Genomic DNA, 19,600 nt, shown 5'->3' with positions numbered 1-19,600 from the left:
AAATGAATTTAACAAAAGCAGCCGGATCAACACGAAAGATCAAAAGAATAGGACGCGGACAAGGTAGCGGACACGGAAAAACAGCAACCAAGGGTGGCAAAGGGCAAACCGCAAGAAAAGGTTATAATGAAAAAAGAGGATTTGAAGGCGGACAACAACCTTTACAAAGACGTTTACCAAAGGTAGGTTTTACCTCAAAGATACAAAAGCCTTATGTGATTAATGTTGAAAAGATAAAAGCTATCGCAGAACTTAGCGAAATCAGCTTTGAGAGCATTAAAGGCGTGCATAAATTTGCAAAGTCAGTTGAAAAGATTAAACTCATCGGCAAATCAGCTAAAACTCTTGCAGGCAAAATCAAAGATGAAAAAATCAGCGTAAGCGGAAGCAAAGAATGAGTAAAAGTTTAATCAATAAAATTCTCATCACGCTTGCTTTTTTATTTGCTTACCGCGTTCTAGCCTTTGTGCCAGTTCCGGGGGTAAATGCTGAAGTGATTGCTGAGTTTTTTAACCAAAACAGCCAAAATGCGCTTGGGCTTTTTAATATGTTTAGCGGTGGGGCGGCTGAACGATTTTCTATCATCTCACTTGGCATTATGCCTTACATTACAGCTTCTATTATCATGGAGCTTTTAGCCGCAACCTTTCCTAATATAGGCAAGATGAAAAAAGAACGCGATGGTATGCAAAAATATATGCAAATTATTCGCTACGCAACCATAGCTATAACTTTAGTGCAAAGCATAGGTGTAAGCATAGGACTTCAAAGCTTAAGTGGAACAGGTGGCAAAAGTGCGATTATGATCGAGGATATGAACACCTTCATCGCACTTTCAGCTGTTTCTATGTTAGCTGGAACTATGCTTTTAATGTGGCTTGGCGAGCAAATCACTCAAAGAGGCGTGGGAAATGGAATTTCGCTCATCATCTTTGCTGGTATAGTTTCAAGCATACCTTCAGCCATCAGCAGTTCAGTAGGATTAATTAATACAGGCGAGATGAATATACTTGTAGCAGTGATTATACTTGTTATCATTTTACTGACTATTTGGGTGATCATTTATGTTGAACTTGGAGAAAGACGCATACCTATTTCTTACTCAAGAAAAGTTGTTATGCAAAATCAAAACAAACGCATTATGAATTATATCCCTATTAAAGTGAATTTAAGCGGGGTTATACCGCCTATTTTTGCTGGTGCGATTTTGACATTTCCAACAACCATTTTGCAAGCTAGCACAAATGAATACATAAGAATACTTAATGATTATCTTAATCCACAAGGCTACTTGTTTCATTTGCTTACTTTCTTGTTTGTGATTTTCTTTGCGTATTTTTATGCAAGCATAGTTTTTAATGCTAAGGATATAGCTGAAAATCTCAAAAAACAAGGTGGCTTTATACCAGGAATTCGACCAGGCGAAGGCACTTCAAACTACTTAAATGAAGTCGCTTCAAGGCTTACGCTTTCAGGCTCAATTTATCTTGGCTTAATTACAACTTTACCTTGGCTTTTGGTGAAGTTCTTGGGTGTGCCATTTTATTTTGGTGGCACTTCTGTGCTTATCGTTGTTCAAGTTGCTCTTGATACGATGAGAAAGATAGAAGCTCAAATTTATATGAACAAATACCAAACTCTCAGTGCTGTAAATCTTTAAAAACTCAAAGTAAGGCTTTATAAAATTTAGCCTTACTTTTGTATAGTTTTTTTATCAAGTGTTTTATTTTTTATTTTTAATGCTTCCTCTACTTCTTCTATAATCATTTTTTGAAAAAGAGAAAGATTAATACCAAAATTTTAGATTTTTAATATCTTTAATTAAGCTTTTTACTTCTCTTTTTTTATCTTTCATTTTTTAAAATTTGCTCTTGACAGACATTAAGTATCTGGTTGTATAATTTCATCATTATTAATAAATTTAGAAGGAGAAAAAATGCAAAATTACATTAGTGAAGCTCTTAGTGGCAAGCGAATTTCAGCAAAAGGTTTTGCTGTGGCTGATAAAAATGCTCAATTTAAACCTTATGATTTTTCGCGTCATGCGCTTGGAGAAAAAGATATTTTAATCGAAATCCTTTTTGCAGGCATTTGTCATAGCGATGTGCATAGTGCAAAAAGCGAATGGCATGAGGGAATTTATCCTATGATTCCGGGTCATGAAATCGCTGGTAGAGTTATCGCTGTAGGCTCAAAAGTGAGTAAATTTAAGGTGGGTGATTATGCTGGTGTTGGTTGTATGGTGAATTCTTGTGGAGAATGCGAAGCTTGCAAAAAAAGTCAAGAGCAATTTTGTATGAATGGCAAGGCAACTTTTACTTATGATTGTATAGATAGCTTTCATGATAATGAACCAACTTATGGAGGATATAGTAACAACATAGTCGTTCATGAGCATTTTGCAGTATGTGTGCCAAGTGATGCTCCACTTGAAAAAGTAGCTCCTTTGTTATGTGCTGGCATTACGACGTATTCACCTTTGAAATTTAGCCAAATCAAAGCTGGGGATAAAGTCGGCGTAGCTGGCTTTGGTGGGCTTGGCTCTATGGCGGTAAAATACGCTGTAAAAATGGGTGCAGAAGTTTATGTCTTTGCAAGAAATGATAAGAAAAAAGAAGAAGCCTTGAAAATGGGTACAAAAGCTCTTTATACCTCAACCAAACCAAGTGAGGTAAAAGAGCGTTTTGATTTTATCATCTCAACTATACCAACAGCTTATAAAGTAAGTGAGTATATCGATCTTTTAAAATACGGCGGTGAACTTGCAATAGTAGGCTTACCACCAGCTGAAGCAATGCCACAAATCAACATAGATACACTTGTGTTTAAGGCTGGTAAAAAAGTGTATGGTTCTTTAATCGGGGGTATGAAAGAAACTCAAGAAATGCTTGATTTTTCCCTCAAGCATAAAATTTATCCAGAAACCGAAATCATCACAGCAGATAAGATAGATGAAGCCTATGATAATCTTACAAGTGGCAAGGCTAAATTTCGCTATGTGATTGATATGAAAAAATCTTTTAGTTAAAATAGTTTCATAAAAGTTTTGTTATAAATTTACAAATACCATTTAATATTTTTAAAATATTTTTTAAATGGTATTTGTTCTTTGATTTACTTTTTAAGCGATACAATCTCCTCGGATAGTATCGCTTAAATGTGTAAATTCCGCTCAAAACATTGTCACAGTCTTGATTATCAAAATGGTTTAATTAGCTTTTAAGAAAATAAATAGTATCCTAAATGGCATAAATGACATAACACAAAAACAACCCTAACAAAAATATAAATAAAGAAAGGAATTCATTATGGCTAAGAAAATGAAAACTATGGACGGCAACGAAGCAGTCGCGTATGCCTCTTATGCTTTTACTGAAGTTGCTGGGATTTATCCTATCACGCCAAGTTCACCTATGGCTGATCATGTGGATGCTTGGGCAGCAGCTGGAAAAAAGAACCTTTTTGGAACAGCTGTTAGGGTTGTGGAAATGCAAAGTGAAGCAGGAGCTGCTGGAACTGTGCATGGTTCGCTTCAAGCTGGAGCTTTAACGACTACTTTTACAGCCTCTCAAGGGCTTTTACTTAAAATTCCAAATATGTATAAAATCGCTGGACAACTCCTACCTTGCGTGATCCATATCGCAGCAAGATCAATTGCTTCTCAAGCCTTGTCTATCTTTGGGGATCATCAAGATGTATATGCGGCTAGACAAACCGGCTTTGCTATGCTTTGTTCGCATTCTGTGCAAGAAGCTATGGATTTAGCAGGCTTAGCTCATCTTGCAGCCATCAAAGGTCGTGTGCCTTTTATGCACTTTTTTGACGGCTTTAGAACAAGCCATGAAATTCAAAAAATCGAGCTTATGGATTATGCTGATTTTGATCGCTTGCTTGATAAGGACGCTGTTCGTGAATTTAAAAACTCCTGTCTTACACCTGAAAATCCAAAGACAAGAGGAACAGCACAAAACGATGATATTTACTTTCAAACTAGAGAATTATCAAACCGCTTTTATGATGCCTTGCCTGATGTTGTAAATGAGTATATGGTTGAGTTTTCAAAGATTACCGGTAGAGAGTATAAACCTTTTGTGTATTATGGTGTACCTGATGCTGAAAGGATAGTTATCGCTATGGGTTCTGTTACTCAAACTTTAGAGCAAGTTGTGGATTATCTCAACAAAAAAGGCGAAAAAGTAGGGCTTTTAAAAGTCTATCTTTACCGCCCATTTAGCCTAAAATACTTCTTTAATGTTATGCCAAAATCAGTGAAAAAAATCGCTGTTTTAGATCGCACAAAAGAACCGGGATCTCTTGGAGAGCCACTTTATCTTGATGTACGCACAGCTTTTTATGATCAAGAAAACACTCCTTTAATCGTAGGTGGAAGATATGGTTTAAGCTCAAAAGATGTTAATCCTGCTCAAATGTTTGCTGTATTTGAGAATTTAAACCAAAAAGAGCCAAAAAACAACTTCACAGTCGGCATAGTTGATGATGTAACTCATACTTCACTTGAGATAAAAGATAATATCTCTTTAAGCAATGATAGCACTACAGAATGCCTTTTTTATGGACTTGGAGCAGATGGAACCGTCGGAGCAAACAAAAACTCCATTAAAATCATCGGTGATAATACAGATTTTTACGCACAAGCCTATTTTGCATACGATAGTAAAAAATCAGGTGGCTATACAAGAAGCCATTTAAGATTTTCTAAAAAGCCTATTCGTTCAACCTATCTTGTGACAACACCTCACTTTGTGGCTTGTTCAGTGGCTGCGTATCTTGAGACTTATGAAGTGCTTGAGGGCATTAGAGAAAATGGAACTTTCTTGCTTAATTCTATTTGGAGTGAAAAAGAAACCATAGAACATATCCCAAATAAAGTCAAAAAAATTCTTGCCGAGAAAAAAATCAACTTCTATATCATCAACGCTACCAAACTTGCACGCGATATGGGCTTAGGAAATCGCACAAACACTATTATGCAATCAGCTTTCTTTAAACTTACTAATATCATTCCTTTTGAACAAGCTCAAAAATATATGAAAGAGCTTGCTTATAAAACTTATGGTAAAAAAGGCGATGTTATCGTTGAGATGAATTATAAAGCGATTGATGTGGGTGCTGATGGACTTATAAAAGTCAATGTTGATCCAGCTTGGGTAAATCTCAAAGATGAGGTAAAAGAAGAAGTGCATGCGTATAAAGGCACAGAATTTGTTGAAAAAATCGCTCGTCCTATGGAAAGAGCAAGAGGAAATGATCTGCCTGTTTCAGCCTTTTTAGGTTACGAAGACGCACACTTTGAAAGCGGAACAACTGAATTTGAAAAACGTGGCGTAGGTGTTATGGTGCCTCGTTGGATAGAAAAAAACTGCATTCAGTGCAATCAATGTGCTTCAGTTTGTCCTCATGCTGTTATTCGTCCGTTTTTGATTAATGATAATGAGCTTTCTTTAGCTCCACAAGGCGTTAAAGAACATCATCTTGAAGCTAAGGGAACAAAGGGTGAAAAATTGCAATTTAAAATTCAAGTTTCTCCACTTGACTGCACCGGTTGTGAGCTTTGTGTGCATGAATGTCCTTCTAAAGAAAAGTCTTTAGTTATGGTGCCTTTAGAAGAAGAGATTGACTTTGGCGAGCAAGAAAATGCGGATTATTTATTCAAAAAAATCACTTACAAAGATGAAGTTATGGCAAAAGAAAATGTCAAAGGCGCACAATTTTCCCAGCCTTTATTTGAATTCCACGGAGCTTGCCCAGGGTGTGGCGAAACACCTTATATCACTCTTGTAACAAGACTTTTTGGTGAGAGAATGATTATCGCTAATGCTACAGGGTGTAGCTCGATTTATGGCGGATCAGCTCCTTCTACGCCGTATAGAAAAAGCGTAAAAAATGGGTATGGACCGGCTTGGGGAAATTCACTTTTTGAAGATAATGCTGAATTTGGTTTTGGTATGAAAGTAGCTACTCAAGCTGTTCGCCACCGTATAGAAACGATTATGAATGAAAATATGTCAAGCGTGCCAAATGCACTTTCAGCTTTATTTAAAGAGTGGATTGCTAACAAAGATAGTAGTGCAAAAACCCTAGAAATTCGCGATAAACTCGTGCCTATCTTAGAGCAAAATAAAGACAACAAAGCTGCTGCTGAAATTTTAGACATTAAGCATTTCTTAACCAAAAAATCACACTGGATTTTTGGCGGTGATGGTTGGGCGTATGATATAGGCTATGGTGGGCTTGATCATGTTTTAGCTAGTGGGGAAAATGTCAATATTTTAGTGCTTGATACTGAAGTGTATTCAAACACAGGCGGACAAAGTTCTAAATCAACGCATACCGGAGCTGTGGCTCAATTTGCTGCTGCTGGAAAACCAGTGCAGAAAAAAGACTTAGGGCAAATTGCTATGACTTATGGCTATATTTTTGTCGCACAGGTTAATTCAAACGCTAATTATAACCACCTCATCAGAACCTTAATAGCGGCTGAAGCGTATGATGGTCCTTCTTTGGTGATTTGTTATTCGCCTTGTATAGCTCATGGTATTAAAGGTGGGCTTGGGAATTCAGGCGATCAAGGCGAACTTGCTACAAAATGTGGATATTGGCCTTTATATACCTTTGATCCACGTTTGCAAAATGAGGGTAAAAATCCACTTAAGCTTGAGAGCAAAGCTCCAGATTGGGATCTTTATGAAAGCTTCTTACTCAATGAAGTGCGTTATAATTCGCTTAAAAAATCAAGTCCAGAGCATGCAGCTGAACTATATGCAAAAAACAAGGCTGATTCACAAAGAAGATACCGCCAGCTTAAACGTTTTGCAGCAACTGACTTTAGTGATGAATTAGGACAAAATCACGGCAAGGATTGAGCTTGAAAAAATGGATTTTTTGCTTTGGTATAGCTTTTTTAGCTTCTATTCAAGCCGTGCCTTTGCAAAAATCCATTGACATCACACAATTTAAAAATCCTTTTTATGATGAAGATATAAAGATTGATACAAATCTAAAACTTCAAGCAATTTTTAATCAAAAAGCCAAAATAAACGGAATTTGGTATCAAGTAAATGAAAGATTAGACAACGCTCGTTTGCTTGAAATTTCAAATGACTCTGTGCTTTTGCAAAGAGAACAAGAGCTGTTTTATCTTAAGCTAAAAAGGATTAACCATAAAGTTTTTATTGACTAGCTTCTTTTTGCTTGTAGTGTTGCAAAACCACTTAAATGCGTGTTCTAAACGCCTTTTTGACTTAAGCGTGCTTGAAGAAGTAAGCACCGAAGAAATTTTAGAAGAACTTGCTTTAGAGTGCTCTTTTAGCATTATCGTTGCTGATGAAAACGCAAGAGATAAAATCGCCCTTTTACAAAAAAATATCCATATCAAACAAATGAGCTTAGATGAGATTTTTCATACTCTTATTAAAGAGCAGAATTTGCATTTTGACTTTAATGGTAAAATTCTTAAAATTTCAAGCCTTAAAACCCAAATCTTTAAACTCAACTATATCACTTCCATTCGTGAGGGACAAAGCGTAACTAAGGCTTCTGTTGATTCGCGTTCAAAACAAAATGATTTTAGTGGCGTTGAAACAAACACTGAAGATAATGTTGTAAAAAGCTTAGAACGTTTTAATTTTTGGCAAGATATACAAGATCAGCTTTCAAATTTACTTGAACTTGAAAAAGAAAATAAAGCTATCATCATCAATGCAAACACCGGACTTATCACGATCACAGGCACACCAAATCAACTCTTACGAGCTAAAAAATACATCGATATGCTTAGAGCTAGACTTAAAAAACAAGTCATCATTGATGTTTCAATCATCGCAGTAAGCCTTAATGAAACACATTCAAGCGGGATTAATTGGCAAAACTTCAGCCTTGATTTTAACAGCCAAAACAAAGACGGCACAAACTCAAATTTAGGCTTTCAGTCAAATCAAAATGGAAACTTATTTGTGAAAAATTTAGGCTTAAATACCAATGTAAATTTAAGTTCAGTGCTTAATTTTCTCTCACAAAATGGACAAACAAAAGTGCTTTCAAATCCAAAACTTGTTGCCTTAAACAACCAGCAAGCCATCATTTCAGTAGGCGATACGATTAATTATCAAGTCAAAGAAAGCTCAAAAAGCACAGAAAGTGGCACAACTGTAAGTGAGGTGTTTAATAACTACTCCATTTTTGTAGGTATTTTGCTGAATATACTGCCAGAAATTTCAGATGATAATAAAATTATGTTAAGGATAAATCCTAGTCTAAGCAGTTTTAAATACCCTCAAGATAGCCGCAGACAAGACATACCACGAAACATAGCCCCTGATACCATACAAAAAAAGCTCTCCACAGTCGTGCAAATGGATAATAACCAAACACTTATTTTAGGCGGATTGATTAGCCATGATGAGTTAAGCGATGAAAATTCAGTAAATTTTTTATCCTCAATCCCTCTTTTAGGGGCTTTGTTTCGCAGTGAAAATCAAGGCAAACAAACAAGCGAAATCGTTTTTATCATCACGCCTCGCATTATTGAAAACTCAAGCTTACCAAGCCTTAAAGATTTAGGATATTCGCTATGAGTGAAGTTTTTGTGCCACTTCATTCACAACTTTGTGTTTTAAATGAGCTTTTAAATGCCTTAAAACTCAAGCGAAATTTGATCTTACTTGTGGGAAAAAGTGGTAGCGGGAAAAGCATTTTGCTTCATCAGCTTCAAAAAGAACATAAACTCGCACTTTTTAATGAACCTTTTACTGATGAAAATGCTTTTTTAAAAGCTTTAAGCAGAAGTATTTTTAAACAAGAGCTTGAATTTAAAGAGTTTTGCTTAAGATTAAAAGAACAAAAGCGTCTTATCATTGCCCTTGATGAGCTTGGTATGTATGAAAAAAAGGTGCTTGAAAAGTTACGTGTGCTTAGCGATATAGGCAATATAAGCTTTATTTTAAGCACGCACAAAATGCTTGATGATTTTCATAAAGAACATTTTAAAAGCCGAATTTCAAGCATTTTTGAGCTTTCAAATTTAAGTTTAAATGAGCTTGAAGCTTATCTTGAACTTAAGCACAAACTTAAGATTAAAATTTCAAATGCAAAATGGCTTTTCAAGCTTGCAAAATACAATCTAAGAACCCTTGATAAGCTTATTTTGAGTTTTAAAGACTTGCAAATTCATTATAAAAATAAGCCAAAAAGTGAAAAAAGTTTGCTTGAGCTTAGTGCTTTATATCACAATATTTTAGGATAGCTTATGACTCAATATCAGCTTCAAGAACTCGAGCAAAAATACAAAACCTATAAATTCAAATGTTTTGCTTTAAGATTTGCATATTTTGCTTTATGTGTGGGGTGTTTGGCTGGAATTTTTTTCTTTTTGCAAGAGCAAAATTTGCAAGAAGAGCGGATTAAAATTGCTTTATATGAGAAAAATAAAATGCTTCAAAGACTAGAGCTTGCAAAGGCTAAACTCGCAAAAGAAGAACTTTTAGCAAAGGTAAATGCAAAAGAACAAATTGTAAATTTAGCCCCTTTAGCACCACAAAAGAAAGTCATTCTTAAATCCTATCCCATAAATCCAGCCAAATTAAAAGCTGAATTTTACACCAAAGAAAATATGCAAAGTGCTTTAAAGCTTGCTTCTTTTCATCTTGAAAATAAAGACTATGAAAAAGCTATATTTTGGGCTTTAAAGGCGAATTCTATAGACACAAAAGAGCCAAATTCATGGCTTATTTTTGCAAGGGCTAAAAATTTGCAAGGTAAAAAAGAAGAGGGCTTAAAAGCCCTTGAAAGCTATCTTAGCTTTTATGGAAGCGATGATATGCAAAATTTCGTTTTAGACTAATTTTTTGTTCTTTAAAATCACATACATTTTTATAGTTGAGATGAAAAAAGTTAAAATCGCTGGCCCTAGTATAATGCCCCAAAAACCAAAGCTTGAAATTCCAGCAAGCATAGATAAAAAAATGAGAAGTTCATTAATCTGCGTTGGGGTTTTTACAAGCTTTTCATTGATCCACTTGATAATTAAAGGCTTGATAAAAGTATCGGCAATAAGCGAAATAATGATGATAGAAGCTAAAAATATCCAAAGAGCGTTTTGCCAACCATTTAAAGCAAATTCATACAAGCTTAAAGGCACATATACTAAAGCCCCGCCAACAGCGGGGATAAGTGAAGAAAAAGCAAAGATAATGCCAAAAAGCACGCCATCATAGCCAAAAAAAGCAATGATAAGGGCAAATAAAATACCCTCAAATATAGAAATAACAGCAGTTGAGTAAAACACCACCGCCATAACATTACCTACTTCGCTTAAAATTTCATTAAATTCTTCTTTATTGATAGGAATGACGGATTTTAAATAGATGATAAGTTGAGTGCCATAAAGATTGGCAAAGAAGTAAAAAACGATGATTAAAACCATATCGGTAAGGAATTTTGCCCCAATTTTTGTGAAATTTCCAAGATAAGAAAAGATATCTTTTGAAAAGCTATTTAAATCAATACTAGCGATAAATTCTCTTATCTTTGGTTCTAAAAAGGCTAAAGATTCAGGCAAGTTAAACTGGTAGTTTTTAAAATACAACAAAGCTGCGTTTAAATGGCTTATATCAAGATCTTTTAACGCTATACCCATTTTTGTGATCGCATAAAAAAATGGCACAAAAAAAAGCAAAAGCATAAGCATAGTTGTCGAGCTTGTTGCAAGCACTTTTTTACCATGAAAAAGACTTAAAAATTTAGCATTGATATTTGAAGTAGCAACCGCCATCAAAGAAGCGATAGCTATAACCATCAAAAAGCTTTTAAACAAATACAAAAGTAGGCACAGCACCACTAAAATCAAACCGATGAAAAAAAACTTTCCATTCATGAGTTTTGCCCTTTAATTTAAAAAAGTATTATAACACAAATGTATTAAAAGTAGAAATTTGCTCGCTAGCGTTAAAAACTGCTTTAGGGTTAGATTGAGTTTTTTATTTATTTTTCAAAGAATTGTAGATTATATATTAAAATAATAAAAAAATTTAGTATTTTTTGCTAGAATTTCACAATCTTAAATGAAGATATAATAATAAAAATAAGCTTAAAAAATATAAAATGCTTGATGAAGCGGAATTTAAAGTAGGGAGTAAAAACAATGCCACAAATTGATACTTTTTCATTCCTACGCAACAACCTCTTTACTGCCTACACACTAGAGGTGGATTTTCCTAAAATTTATAATTTTACAGCCCCCAAACAAGAGCAAAACGCTTTAAATGCCTTTTCTTCTATACAAGCCCTTTATGATAAAGCAAAATTTCAAAAGCAAAACGAACATCAATTTGAGGATGATTTTATCGCCAAAACCTTAGAAATTCTAGGTTGGCATTTTGTGCGTCAAGATGAAAAAATCATTCAAGGCAAGCTAGAAAAGCCGGATTTTTTACTTTTTACTACGCCAGAGTCCAAGCAAGCTTATCAAAATATAGACAAAGAAAAACGCACAGCGAGCAACGAATTTATAGATGTGATTTTAGAATCCAAAGCCTACAGCGTAGAAGTAGATAATGGCAAAGTCAAAGACAATCCTCACTTTCAGCTTTTACGCTATCTAAACAATCTAAGGCTCAATTTTGGCTTTTTAACCAATGGTCGAATTTGGCGTTTTTATAACAACGAAAAACTCACAGCCAACAAAGTCTTTTATGAAATCAATTTAGAAGCCATACTAGAAAACACCGACACAAATCAAGCCTTAAAGGATTTTAAATATTTTTATTTTATCTTTCAAGCCCATAACTTCGCTCAAATTGATCAAGCTGACAAAGAAATAAAAACAACCATACACCAAACTCTAAGCTATAATGAAAACGCTAAAATAGAGCTAGAAAATGATTTGCAATCTATCATTTATGGGATTGAGGGTAAAGATTCTTTGTTTGAGTTTGTCGGTAGCACGCTTTTTAGGGCAAATCCACAGGCAAATTTACAAGAAATCTATGAAAATTCGCTTTATTTTATCTTTCGTATGCTTTTCATCGCGTATTTTGAGGACAAATTTGATGAGCTTTTGTCCTTGCATTCTTGTTTTAAAAAAGAACTAAGCTTGCAAACACTTTTAATCAATCTTGATGAAGAAGAACAAAGCTTTAGCGGTATAGTCAAACTCAATCAAATCTTTAGAATCTATGACAAAGGCGAGCCAAACTATGATATGCCCGTATTTAATGGCGGACTTTTTGATGAGAGCAAAGCCCCGCTTTTACTTACTCCAAAGATTTTTAACAACAAAGATTTAAGATATATCTTACACCAGTTTTTATTTTATAACAACAAAAACTCACTTTTTAAAAGAGATTATAAAACCCTAAATGTAGCCCATTTAGGCACGATTTATGAAGGGCTATTATCTTACTTTTTTGAGCGAGCAGATGAAAATCTTGTCTATGTCATTTATAGTGATAAAAGATCAGGCAAAAATACAGCAAAAAGTATGGAAGGCTATTTTGACAGCTATGATTATAAAAATTTAGAAAAAGTTTATAAGATACAACGCATCCAAAACTACCAAAAAGGACAAATTTATCTTAAAAACACAAGCAATTCACGCAAAAGCACCGCTAGCTTTTACACTCCTGATACTATCACCAAATTCCTCGTTGAAAATGCCTTAAAAGACACGCTAACAAATGACAATATAACGCATTTTAAAATTCTTGATAATGCCTGCGGAAGCGGACATTTTCTCGTTGAAAGCTTAAATCAAATCACACAAATCATAAGTCAAGATTTTGACTCTTTTCCAAAGCTAAAAGAGCTTTTTCTAGCCGAAAAACAAAGCATAGAAGCTAATATCAGCAAATATATAAAAGACTACACAGCTGATGAAAATGATATTTTAAAACGACTGCTTTTAAAACGCGTCATTTTTGGAGTGGATTTAAACCCATTTAGCATAGAGCTAACCAAGCTTAGCCTTTGGATTGATAGCTTTATCTTTGGCACCCCGCTAAGCTTTATAGAACATCATATAAAACAAGGAAATGCACTTATTGGCACGAGCATAGCTGAATTTAAGCAGTATTTTGAAGCTCATCAAAAGAAAGAATCAAGCCTTTTTGTCAGTGATTTTTTAGATATTTTTAGCGAACTTTCCTCTGTTTTTGCTTTGCTTGATTCTATCACTGATACCACTCAAAATGATATTTTAGAATCAAAACGCATTTATAAAGAACAAATAAAACCAAAATTAGACAATCTCAATATGTATTTAAATTTCATCACCGCAAAAAGCTTTTGTGATTCAAAAGAATTACAAATTCTAAAATCCGGCGAAGTCTCAATCAATGAAATTTTAGAAATAAAATACAAAGATCTGCAAGAAATCATCTTAAAGTATGCGAAAAAATTGAGCTTTTTTAATTACGAGATAGAATTTCCAGAGATTACAGCAAATTCAAGTTTTGCAGGCTTTCAAGCCATAGTAGGCAATCCACCTTGGGATAAAATCAAATTTAGCGATAGTGATTTTTTTCCACAATACCGCAGTGATTATCGCACTTTAAGCAATAGTGGCAAAAAGGAAGTGCAAGAAAATCTCCTCGCTAAAAGCTATATCAAAAAACAATACGAAGAGACAAAAGCCCTTATCACAGCACAAAATGAATATTACAAAGCTCATTTTCCGCTAAATCGTGGCAGTGGCGATGGGAATTTATTTCGCTTTCTTGTAGAACGCAATTTAAGCCTTTTAGCACACAATGCAAGCCTCAATTATGTGCTACCAAGTGCTTTAATGCTTGAGAAAGGGAGCTACGCATTAAGAAAAGAGATTTTGGAGAATAAAAGCTTAATATACTTTTATGCCTTTCAAAATAGAAAATGGCTTTTTAGTAGTGTGGCGGATAATTATAAATTTGCTTTAATGCAGATTGTCAATGCCAAGTCAGAGCCAAAGCACACCATAAAAACAATGTTTTATAAAACAACTATTGATGAAGTGTATAATAAAAACAACATCATCACCACAACCCTGCAAGATATCAAAACCCTAAGTCCCAATCAACTTGCTTTCCAAGAAGTGCGTAGTCAAGAAGATTTAGAGATTTTAAAAAAATGCTATGCTGCCTTTGCTCCGCTTGATTTACAATGGCTTGATTTTCGGCGAGAACTTGATACAACTATAGATAAAGATTTATTTATAGAATCCCCTAATGCTCTTAAGGGGGGGGGGGCTTTATCCACTCTATGAGGGCAAGATGATTCACCAATTTAATGCAAGTTTTAAAGAATCACAATATTTTTTAGATAAAAAGGCTTTTGATGAACGATTAAGAAGCAAAGAAATTTATCGTTTAAAGCAGGATTTAGGACTAGATAATAAAGCCTATGAAAGGCTTTTACAATCCTTATATCCAAAAGTAAGCAAAGAAGAGGCAGAAGATTCCTTTATCGCTTATGATAGAGAGTTTTACCGCTTAGGGTTTCGTGCTATTGCAAGGGATACTGATGAACGCACCTTAATTTTTTCGCTTCTGCCGAGAAATTGCGGTGCGGGGAATAGTATTTGGAGTAGTGTGCCAAAATTATATATACAAGCAAATGGCAAAATCACGCATTACAAAGTGAGCCATATTAGGATTCTCTTTGCACTTGGAATCTTTAATTCTCTGGTCGTAGATTTTATCACTCGTGGAATGATTCAGATAAATGTAAATAAAACTTATCTTGAGAGAATCCCTATCCCTCAACCAAGTGATGAGGAAATTGTAGCCAATCCACTTTATAAAGAATTAGCCCTAAATGCCTTAAAACTTCAGCTTTATAATGATAAAGCAGGGGATTTTAAAGAATTAGCAGATGAATTTCAAATACGCAAAAATGAAATTCCAAGCACACCAAAACTCTATGATACATTAAAAGCAAAAAATGATATTTTAATCGCAAAAGAAATTTACAAACTCAACAAAAGCCAATTTTTCTATATGCTAAGAACTTTCAAAGTCTTAAGCACAAAACAACCCGCCTTTATAGCCTTGCTTGAGTCTTTATGGCAGGAGTAAATATAAAAGCCAAAATAAAGCCTTGCTCAATGGAAAGTCTTATAAAGATTTTCCAAATTTTTGAGTAAAATTTGTTTTCTTTGCTTTAAGACATTATTTTCTCACTCTTAATCAAACAAACCCTTCTCATAGCCAAGCTTTAAAATTTCATAGCTTTTAAGGCTAGCTATGCGTCCTTTTGCGGTGCGTTCTATGTAGCCATTAGCGAGCAAATAAGGCTCTATCACATCTTCTATAGTATTTTCATCTTCACTTAACGCTGCTGCTATGCTAGCAAGCCCTATAGGACGCCTTTTAGCTGCTGTTAAAAGCTCTAAATACCTTAAATCCATAGTGTCAAAGCCAAGTTCATTTACCCCAAGTGAATTTAAAGCCTGCACGGCTCTTGCTTCACTTATGCTTGCTTCATCATTGACTTCAGCAAAATCCCTTACTCTTTTAAGCAAACGCAAGGCTATTCTAGGCGTTGAGCGACTCCGTTTTGCGATTTGTAAAGACGCGGCTTTTTCACACTCCTTATCAAGCTTAATAGCCGCTTTTTGTATGATTAAAGCAAGCTCTTCGTCGCTATAAAACTCAAGACGAAACTGCATACCAAAGCGATCACGCAAAGGATTGCTAAGCATTCCAGCCCTTGTTGTAGCCCCAATAAGCGTAAATTGAGGCAGGTCGATTTTAATGGTTTGTGCTGCTGGTCCGCTTCCTATGATAATATCAAGCCTAAAATCCTCCATAGCAGAGTATAAAATTTCTTCAATAGCCGGACTTAAGCGATGAATTTCATCGATAAAGAGCACATCGCCCTGACTTAAATTTGTTAAAATCGCTGCTAAATCCCCGCTTTTTTCTATCATAGGTGCGGCTGTGGTTTTGATACTTGCACCCATTTCGCTGGCGATGATATTTGCAAGCGTGGTTTTGCCAAGTCCTGCTGGTCCGCTAAAGAGAGTATGATCAAGGCTTTCACCTCTTTTTTTAGCCGCTTGAATAAAAACATTTAAGTTTTTTTTAATCGCCTCTTGTCCTATATAGCCTTCAAAATTTGAAGGACGCAAAGAGCTTTCATAAACTTCGTCTGGAATGAATTTTTTAATTTCAAATTTTTCCATGTTCAATTTTTTCCGTGAATGTGCTAAATTTTTAAATGAAATTTTAGCACATTTTATTGAGTTTATTTGATTTTTCTAAGATAAATTGAACCTGAATCTCTAGCATCATATTTGCCTAAGTTACCCAAATAATTTGGCCATAGCAAAATTTCAAAATGATCGTTATATTCTAAAAAGGCACGTAAAATATAGGCTTCATTATAAGCACGGCGTTGATTTATTGTCCAAACAGATCCATACTCGAATGGATATCCGATGTCGTGCAGATGGATAATGGTGTTTTTAGGGAGATTTGGTAGAATTTGAAAAAACTGGCGATTTACATCGCTAAAAGGGCGCGAAACGTGTGAGGAATCAATAAAAAGCCATCCCCCCCCCCCACTATTATTGATACTATCAGAGTTAGAATTTGCAAAAAAATCCGTAAAAAATTCTAAAGGTAGATTTTGTTGATCTTGCTCTAGAATTTGAATATTATCACTATCCTTCAAAAGTGCCTTAAGTCTTTGTGGGCGTGGTTCTATACAAGTAATTTCTACGCCATTGTTTAAAAAATACTCATTTGTATCAAGCATGACACTAGTGCTAAAACCACTCCCAATCTCAAGCACTTTGTGCGGTTTAAAGTGTCTTAGCATAGCAAAAAGGGGATAAGCATCGCCCGTAAACCAATCATTTTTAAAATAAAAACGAAATTTTTCTTCCTTGTAGCTTGGAAATGGACATTGGTTGACAAGTGGTTTTAATTTTTCAAGCAAAGCAAGTTGATTTGTTGTATTTAAATCGATGCCATACATGTGTTTTTGTTCTTCAAAAAAGCATTCATAACCCCTGTGCAATTCAGCTTCGCTAGGATATGGGCTTTCATAATTCCCAATTGGTACGACTTTCTCAAAACCAGCAAATCTTGCTTTAAGCCTATCTAGTTCGTTTTCAAGCTCCCAAAATTTGTGGCGATTTTTGATAAGACGCCATACTTTTCTAAGCCTTTTGTAAGGTCTTGTTAAATCCATTTTCCTTCTTCCTCCTTTTAGTTTATAAATTGGGTATAATTTTAGCTAAAATTTGCTAGAATTAGGTTAAAAATAAAAAGACTTAGCGGAAATTATGGGGATATTACAGAATTTAGAGCAAGATTTTGAGCATGATGATATAGAGAAATTTTTGCAGTTTTTTCGTGCTATGTGCGATCAATTCGAGCCTCTTATCATCAAGCTTGCAAGTGATACAGATAAATACAAGCAGGCTATTAACGAACTTGAAACCCTCGCACACAACACAGCTTGGGCATCAAGAAGGCTTGAACTTGTTGAAGTTACTGATTTGTGCGTGTTTTGCGAGGAGCTTATGAACCAAGCAAAACATTTTACTGGTCCAGCAAGTGATGAATTTACGGATTGGCTTTTGCTTTTAAGCGATCAGTTTGAGAAGTATTGCAGGAGCTATGAAAATGATGATGCGGTTTTAGCTGTTTTTAATCCAACTTTAGTTAAAATGCCAAATTCTATATCCAAGTAAGGGGGCGACTTGGCTTCGACAGGAGCAGAGTGGTTTAGGTGGCATACCGCTTTGGACAAAGCGTTAAAAGTCCAACTCAATTTAAACGCAAACAACGCGAAATTTGCTCCTGCTTACGCTAAAGCTGCGTGAGTTCAGTTGAGCCTTGCTTTTTGATGATACTATCTAGTTAAAACAGCGAGTAACCCTTTTGATAGCGTAGTTTCAAGCTTGACGATCTTGAGATGAATTTGAGTCTTAGCTGTGCTTAAAAGTTTTGGAAGATGAGCTTGGTGCAGTGAAGTTTTCATCTTTGCTAAGTATGTAGAGGCTTAAGTTGTTTTGTTTTTGGACAGGGGTTCGATCCCCCTCGCCTCCACCATATAAAAACGCCAAATAAAATCATCGTTGTTTTATCACAAGCTAGAAAAAAAGCAGAGCAAAAATACAAATCAATTCAAAAGGCTAAAGAAAAAAAGTAAAATTGAGTTTTTAAGGAGCTTAAGAAGCAAAGCCCCTTGGATTTACACTATGCTTGAGTATTTTGATTTTTACTTATTGCATCGATCATTTCTTCGTGTCGTTTTTGGTTTATTTTTTGATTAATTGCCATAAACGCCCAAATAGTAGCCGGTAGCCAACCTATCACGGTGCATTGTAAGATAAGGCAAAAGATACCTTGTATCCACAAACCCTTGATCATCAAAGCAAGCCAAGGGAAAAATATAGCCAAAGCATAGATCATTTTCTCCTCCTAAAAATAAGATAAAAAATTGTAACCCCCCCCCCCCTGAAAAAATGCTTAAATTTAAGGGTATTTTTATAAAATTTTTGTGTTTTATTTATCATTTTTCAAAATTAATATGATACAATTCTTATTAAAGGAGAATTTTTATTATTTAAGGTTTTTTATTTATGGATATAAGTTCAAATCAAGTTTTGTTTGCATTTTTGCTTGCCGCTTTGGCTGGTTTTTCGACGGCTATTGGCGCGATTATCGCCTTTTTTTCAAGACAAGATAATTTAAAAGTCCTTTCTATAGGGCTTGGATTTTCAGCTGGAGTGATGATTTATATCTCTTTTATGGAGATTTTGCCTCAAGCCTTTAAGGATTTTTCTCAAGTATATGGGGGATTTTTGGGTGAGTTTATCGCTATAGTGTGCTTTTTTCTTGGTATTGTGTTATCAGCTTTTGTCGATAAACTTATCCCTGAAAATTTACACCTTGATGAAAAAGGGCAGTATGATGAGCTTAAAATTCGCTCTCTTGTTGAACACAAAACAAACGCAAATATCAAACTTCACAACTCAAAGCAAAAGGCACTTAAACGCACTGGAATTTTAACCGCCATAGCCATAGCTATACACAATTTTCCAGAAGGCTTTGCGACTTTTGTTTCCTCGCTTGATAATCTTTCTTTTGGCACAGCCATAGCTATCGCCGTTGCTATTCACAATATCCCAGAAGGTATGGCTGTTTCCTTGCCAATCTACCACGCCACCGGAGATAAGAAAAAAGCCTTTATCTACTCGGCACTTTCAGGACTTACTGAACCAATTGGTGCTTTGGTTGGTGTATTTTTGCTGCTACCTTTCGTTGGGGATTTGACTTTGGCTTTTACCTTTGCAATCATCGCTGGGATTATGGTATATATCTCTTTTGATGAACTTTTGCCAGCTGCTAGAGTATATGGAGAGGCTCATCACTGCTTGTATGGCTTGCTTGTGGGTATGGGTGTAATGGCTTTAAGCCTTGCTTTGCTGAATAATGCTTGAATTTGTTTTGAAAGTAAAAGAGAGATACAATGAGCTTAAAGATAGCTTAAACACCCACCAACATAAACTACCCCAGATCAATTATTAAACGAGGGGTAGTTTAAGGATTTAGAAAGTTAAGTTTTGTATCACACTTTGAAAGCTTTCAAACAA

Annotated in this window: 16 protein-coding genes and 1 other RNA gene; 13 read left to right on the top strand and 4 right to left on the bottom strand. The window is 35.1% G+C overall.

The window, feature by feature from the left end:
* Positions 1 to 2 precede the first annotated feature (2 nt).
* From rplO to DMB91_RS07410, 8 genes are all read left to right on the top strand, one after another.
* The gene (gene rplO, locus DMB91_RS07445) at positions 3 to 398 is read left to right on the top strand and encodes a 50S ribosomal protein L15 (RefSeq protein ID WP_034905530.1); all 396 of its coding nucleotides are present in this window, start codon (positions 3 to 5) and stop codon (positions 396 to 398) included.
* Positions 395 to 1,660, top strand: coding sequence for a preprotein translocase subunit SecY (gene secY / locus DMB91_RS07440; RefSeq protein WP_034905532.1), 1,266 nt, complete (start codon positions 395 to 397; stop codon positions 1,658 to 1,660). The genes rplO and secY overlap by 4 nt, the downstream gene beginning before the upstream one ends.
* 276 nt (positions 1,661 to 1,936) lie before the next feature.
* Positions 1,937 to 3,028, top strand: coding sequence for an NAD(P)-dependent alcohol dehydrogenase (locus DMB91_RS07435; protein WP_143116884.1), 1,092 nt, complete (start codon positions 1,937 to 1,939; stop codon positions 3,026 to 3,028).
* 280 nt (positions 3,029 to 3,308) lie between these two features.
* Positions 3,309 to 6,884 carry a pyruvate:ferredoxin (flavodoxin) oxidoreductase gene (gene nifJ / locus DMB91_RS07430; protein ID WP_034904448.1) on the top strand — a complete coding sequence of 1,192 codons (3,576 nt, stop codon included), beginning with the start codon at positions 3,309 to 3,311 and terminating at the stop codon, positions 6,882 to 6,884.
* 2 nt (positions 6,885 to 6,886) lie between these two features.
* The gene (locus tag DMB91_RS07425; protein WP_052043190.1) at positions 6,887 to 7,201 is read left to right on the top strand and encodes a hypothetical protein; all 315 of its coding nucleotides are present in this window, start codon (positions 6,887 to 6,889) and stop codon (positions 7,199 to 7,201) included.
* Complete coding sequence (gene mshL / locus DMB91_RS07420; RefSeq protein WP_143116883.1) at positions 7,194 to 8,594, top strand: pilus (MSHA type) biogenesis protein MshL; 1,401 nt, start codon at positions 7,194 to 7,196, stop codon at positions 8,592 to 8,594. The genes DMB91_RS07425 and mshL overlap by 8 nt, the downstream gene beginning before the upstream one ends.
* Positions 8,591 to 9,262 carry an ATP-binding protein gene (locus tag DMB91_RS07415; protein ID WP_034904444.1) on the top strand — a complete coding sequence of 224 codons (672 nt, stop codon included), beginning with the start codon at positions 8,591 to 8,593 and terminating at the stop codon, positions 9,260 to 9,262. The genes mshL and DMB91_RS07415 overlap by 4 nt, the downstream gene beginning before the upstream one ends.
* Before the next feature lie 3 nt (positions 9,263 to 9,265).
* A complete protein-coding gene (locus DMB91_RS07410) occupies positions 9,266 to 9,859 on the top strand; it encodes a CDC27 family protein (RefSeq protein WP_052043189.1) in 594 nt (197 codons plus the stop codon).
* Here the strand turns inward: DMB91_RS07410 and DMB91_RS07405 are convergent.
* Entirely contained in the window at positions 9,851 to 10,891 is a 1,041-nt protein-coding gene (locus tag DMB91_RS07405) for an AI-2E family transporter (RefSeq protein ID WP_034904441.1), read from the bottom strand. The genes DMB91_RS07410 and DMB91_RS07405 overlap by 9 nt on opposite strands.
* Before the next feature lie 267 nt (positions 10,892 to 11,158).
* Between DMB91_RS07405 and DMB91_RS07400 the strand changes: the two genes are divergently transcribed.
* Together DMB91_RS07400 and DMB91_RS09295 are read left to right on the top strand one after the other, a co-directional pair.
* Positions 11,159 to 14,254 (top strand): Eco57I restriction-modification methylase domain-containing protein, encoded by a 3,096-nt coding sequence (locus tag DMB91_RS07400; protein WP_231549671.1) that lies wholly within the window; start codon positions 11,159 to 11,161, stop codon positions 14,252 to 14,254.
* A complete protein-coding gene (locus DMB91_RS09295) occupies positions 14,217 to 15,065 on the top strand; it encodes a hypothetical protein (protein ID WP_231549670.1) in 849 nt (282 codons plus the stop codon). Before DMB91_RS07400 ends, DMB91_RS09295 begins: the two co-directional genes overlap by 38 nt.
* Before the next feature lie 107 nt (positions 15,066 to 15,172).
* Here DMB91_RS09295 and ruvB read toward each other — a convergent pair whose 3' ends face one another.
* A complete protein-coding gene (gene ruvB / locus DMB91_RS07395) occupies positions 15,173 to 16,174 on the bottom strand; it encodes a Holliday junction branch migration DNA helicase RuvB (protein WP_034904439.1) in 1,002 nt (333 codons plus the stop codon).
* Positions 16,175 to 16,236: 62 nt separating this feature from the next.
* Positions 16,237 to 17,187 carry a class I SAM-dependent methyltransferase gene (locus DMB91_RS07390; RefSeq protein WP_052043188.1) on the bottom strand — a complete coding sequence of 317 codons (951 nt, stop codon included), beginning with the start codon at positions 17,185 to 17,187 and terminating at the stop codon, positions 16,237 to 16,239.
* Positions 17,188 to 17,281: 94 nt separating this feature from the next.
* Here DMB91_RS07390 and DMB91_RS07385 point away from each other — a divergent pair, with 94 nt between their 5' ends.
* Complete coding sequence (locus DMB91_RS07385; RefSeq protein ID WP_034904437.1) at positions 17,282 to 17,692, top strand: hypothetical protein; 411 nt, start codon at positions 17,282 to 17,284, stop codon at positions 17,690 to 17,692.
* Positions 17,693 to 18,053, top strand: a transfer-messenger RNA (tmRNA) gene (gene ssrA, locus DMB91_RS07380). It abuts the gene before it with no gap.
* 147 nt (positions 18,054 to 18,200) lie between these two features.
* On the opposite strand, the gene DMB91_RS07375 is transcribed toward ssrA, so the two are convergent.
* A complete protein-coding gene (locus tag DMB91_RS07375; protein ID WP_034904433.1) occupies positions 18,201 to 18,416 on the bottom strand; it encodes a YqaE/Pmp3 family membrane protein in 216 nt (71 codons plus the stop codon).
* A 170-nt stretch (positions 18,417 to 18,586) separates the two neighbouring features.
* Between DMB91_RS07375 and zupT the strand changes: the two genes are divergently transcribed.
* Positions 18,587 to 19,447, top strand: a complete 861-nt coding sequence (zupT, locus tag DMB91_RS07370) for a zinc transporter ZupT (RefSeq protein ID WP_034904429.1) — start codon at positions 18,587 to 18,589, stop codon at positions 19,445 to 19,447.
* Positions 19,448 to 19,600: the final 153 nt, after the last annotated feature.

This window comes from Campylobacter sp. MIT 97-5078, assembly GCF_006864455.1.
GTDB lineage: Bacteria > Campylobacterota > Campylobacteria > Campylobacterales > Campylobacteraceae > Campylobacter_D.
The sequence above is the reverse complement of the archived record's forward strand: the minus strand, read 5'-3'. Positions and strand labels throughout refer to the sequence as shown.

What these genes read in the sequence shown, in the direction of transcription:
- rplO (WP_034905530.1), top strand. Translation starts at nt 3, where the DNA reads ATGAATTTAACAAAAGCAGCCGGATCAACACGAAAGATCAAAAGAATA.
- secY (WP_034905532.1), top strand. Translation starts at nt 395, where the DNA reads ATGAGTAAAAGTTTAATCAATAAAATTCTCATCACGCTTGCTTTTTTA.
- DMB91_RS07435 (WP_143116884.1), top strand. Translation starts at nt 1,937, where the DNA reads ATGCAAAATTACATTAGTGAAGCTCTTAGTGGCAAGCGAATTTCAGCA.
- nifJ (WP_034904448.1), top strand. Translation starts at nt 3,309, where the DNA reads ATGGCTAAGAAAATGAAAACTATGGACGGCAACGAAGCAGTCGCGTAT.
- DMB91_RS07415 (WP_034904444.1), top strand. Translation starts at nt 8,591, where the DNA reads ATGAGTGAAGTTTTTGTGCCACTTCATTCACAACTTTGTGTTTTAAAT.
- DMB91_RS07410 (WP_052043189.1), top strand. Translation starts at nt 9,266, where the DNA reads ATGACTCAATATCAGCTTCAAGAACTCGAGCAAAAATACAAAACCTAT.
- DMB91_RS07405 (WP_034904441.1), bottom strand. Translation starts at nt 10,891, where the DNA reads ATGAATGGAAAGTTTTTTTTCATCGGTTTGATTTTAGTGGTGCTGTGC.
- DMB91_RS07400 (WP_231549671.1), top strand. Translation starts at nt 11,159, where the DNA reads ATGCCACAAATTGATACTTTTTCATTCCTACGCAACAACCTCTTTACT.
- DMB91_RS09295 (WP_231549670.1), top strand. Translation starts at nt 14,217, where the DNA reads ATGCTCTTAAGGGGGGGGGGGCTTTATCCACTCTATGAGGGCAAGATG.
- ruvB (WP_034904439.1), bottom strand. Translation starts at nt 16,174, where the DNA reads ATGGAAAAATTTGAAATTAAAAAATTCATTCCAGACGAAGTTTATGAA.
- DMB91_RS07390 (WP_052043188.1), bottom strand. Translation starts at nt 17,187, where the DNA reads ATGGATTTAACAAGACCTTACAAAAGGCTTAGAAAAGTATGGCGTCTT.
- DMB91_RS07385 (WP_034904437.1), top strand. Translation starts at nt 17,282, where the DNA reads ATGGGGATATTACAGAATTTAGAGCAAGATTTTGAGCATGATGATATA.
- DMB91_RS07375 (WP_034904433.1), bottom strand. Translation starts at nt 18,416, where the DNA reads ATGATCTATGCTTTGGCTATATTTTTCCCTTGGCTTGCTTTGATGATC.
- zupT (WP_034904429.1), top strand. Translation starts at nt 18,587, where the DNA reads ATGGATATAAGTTCAAATCAAGTTTTGTTTGCATTTTTGCTTGCCGCT.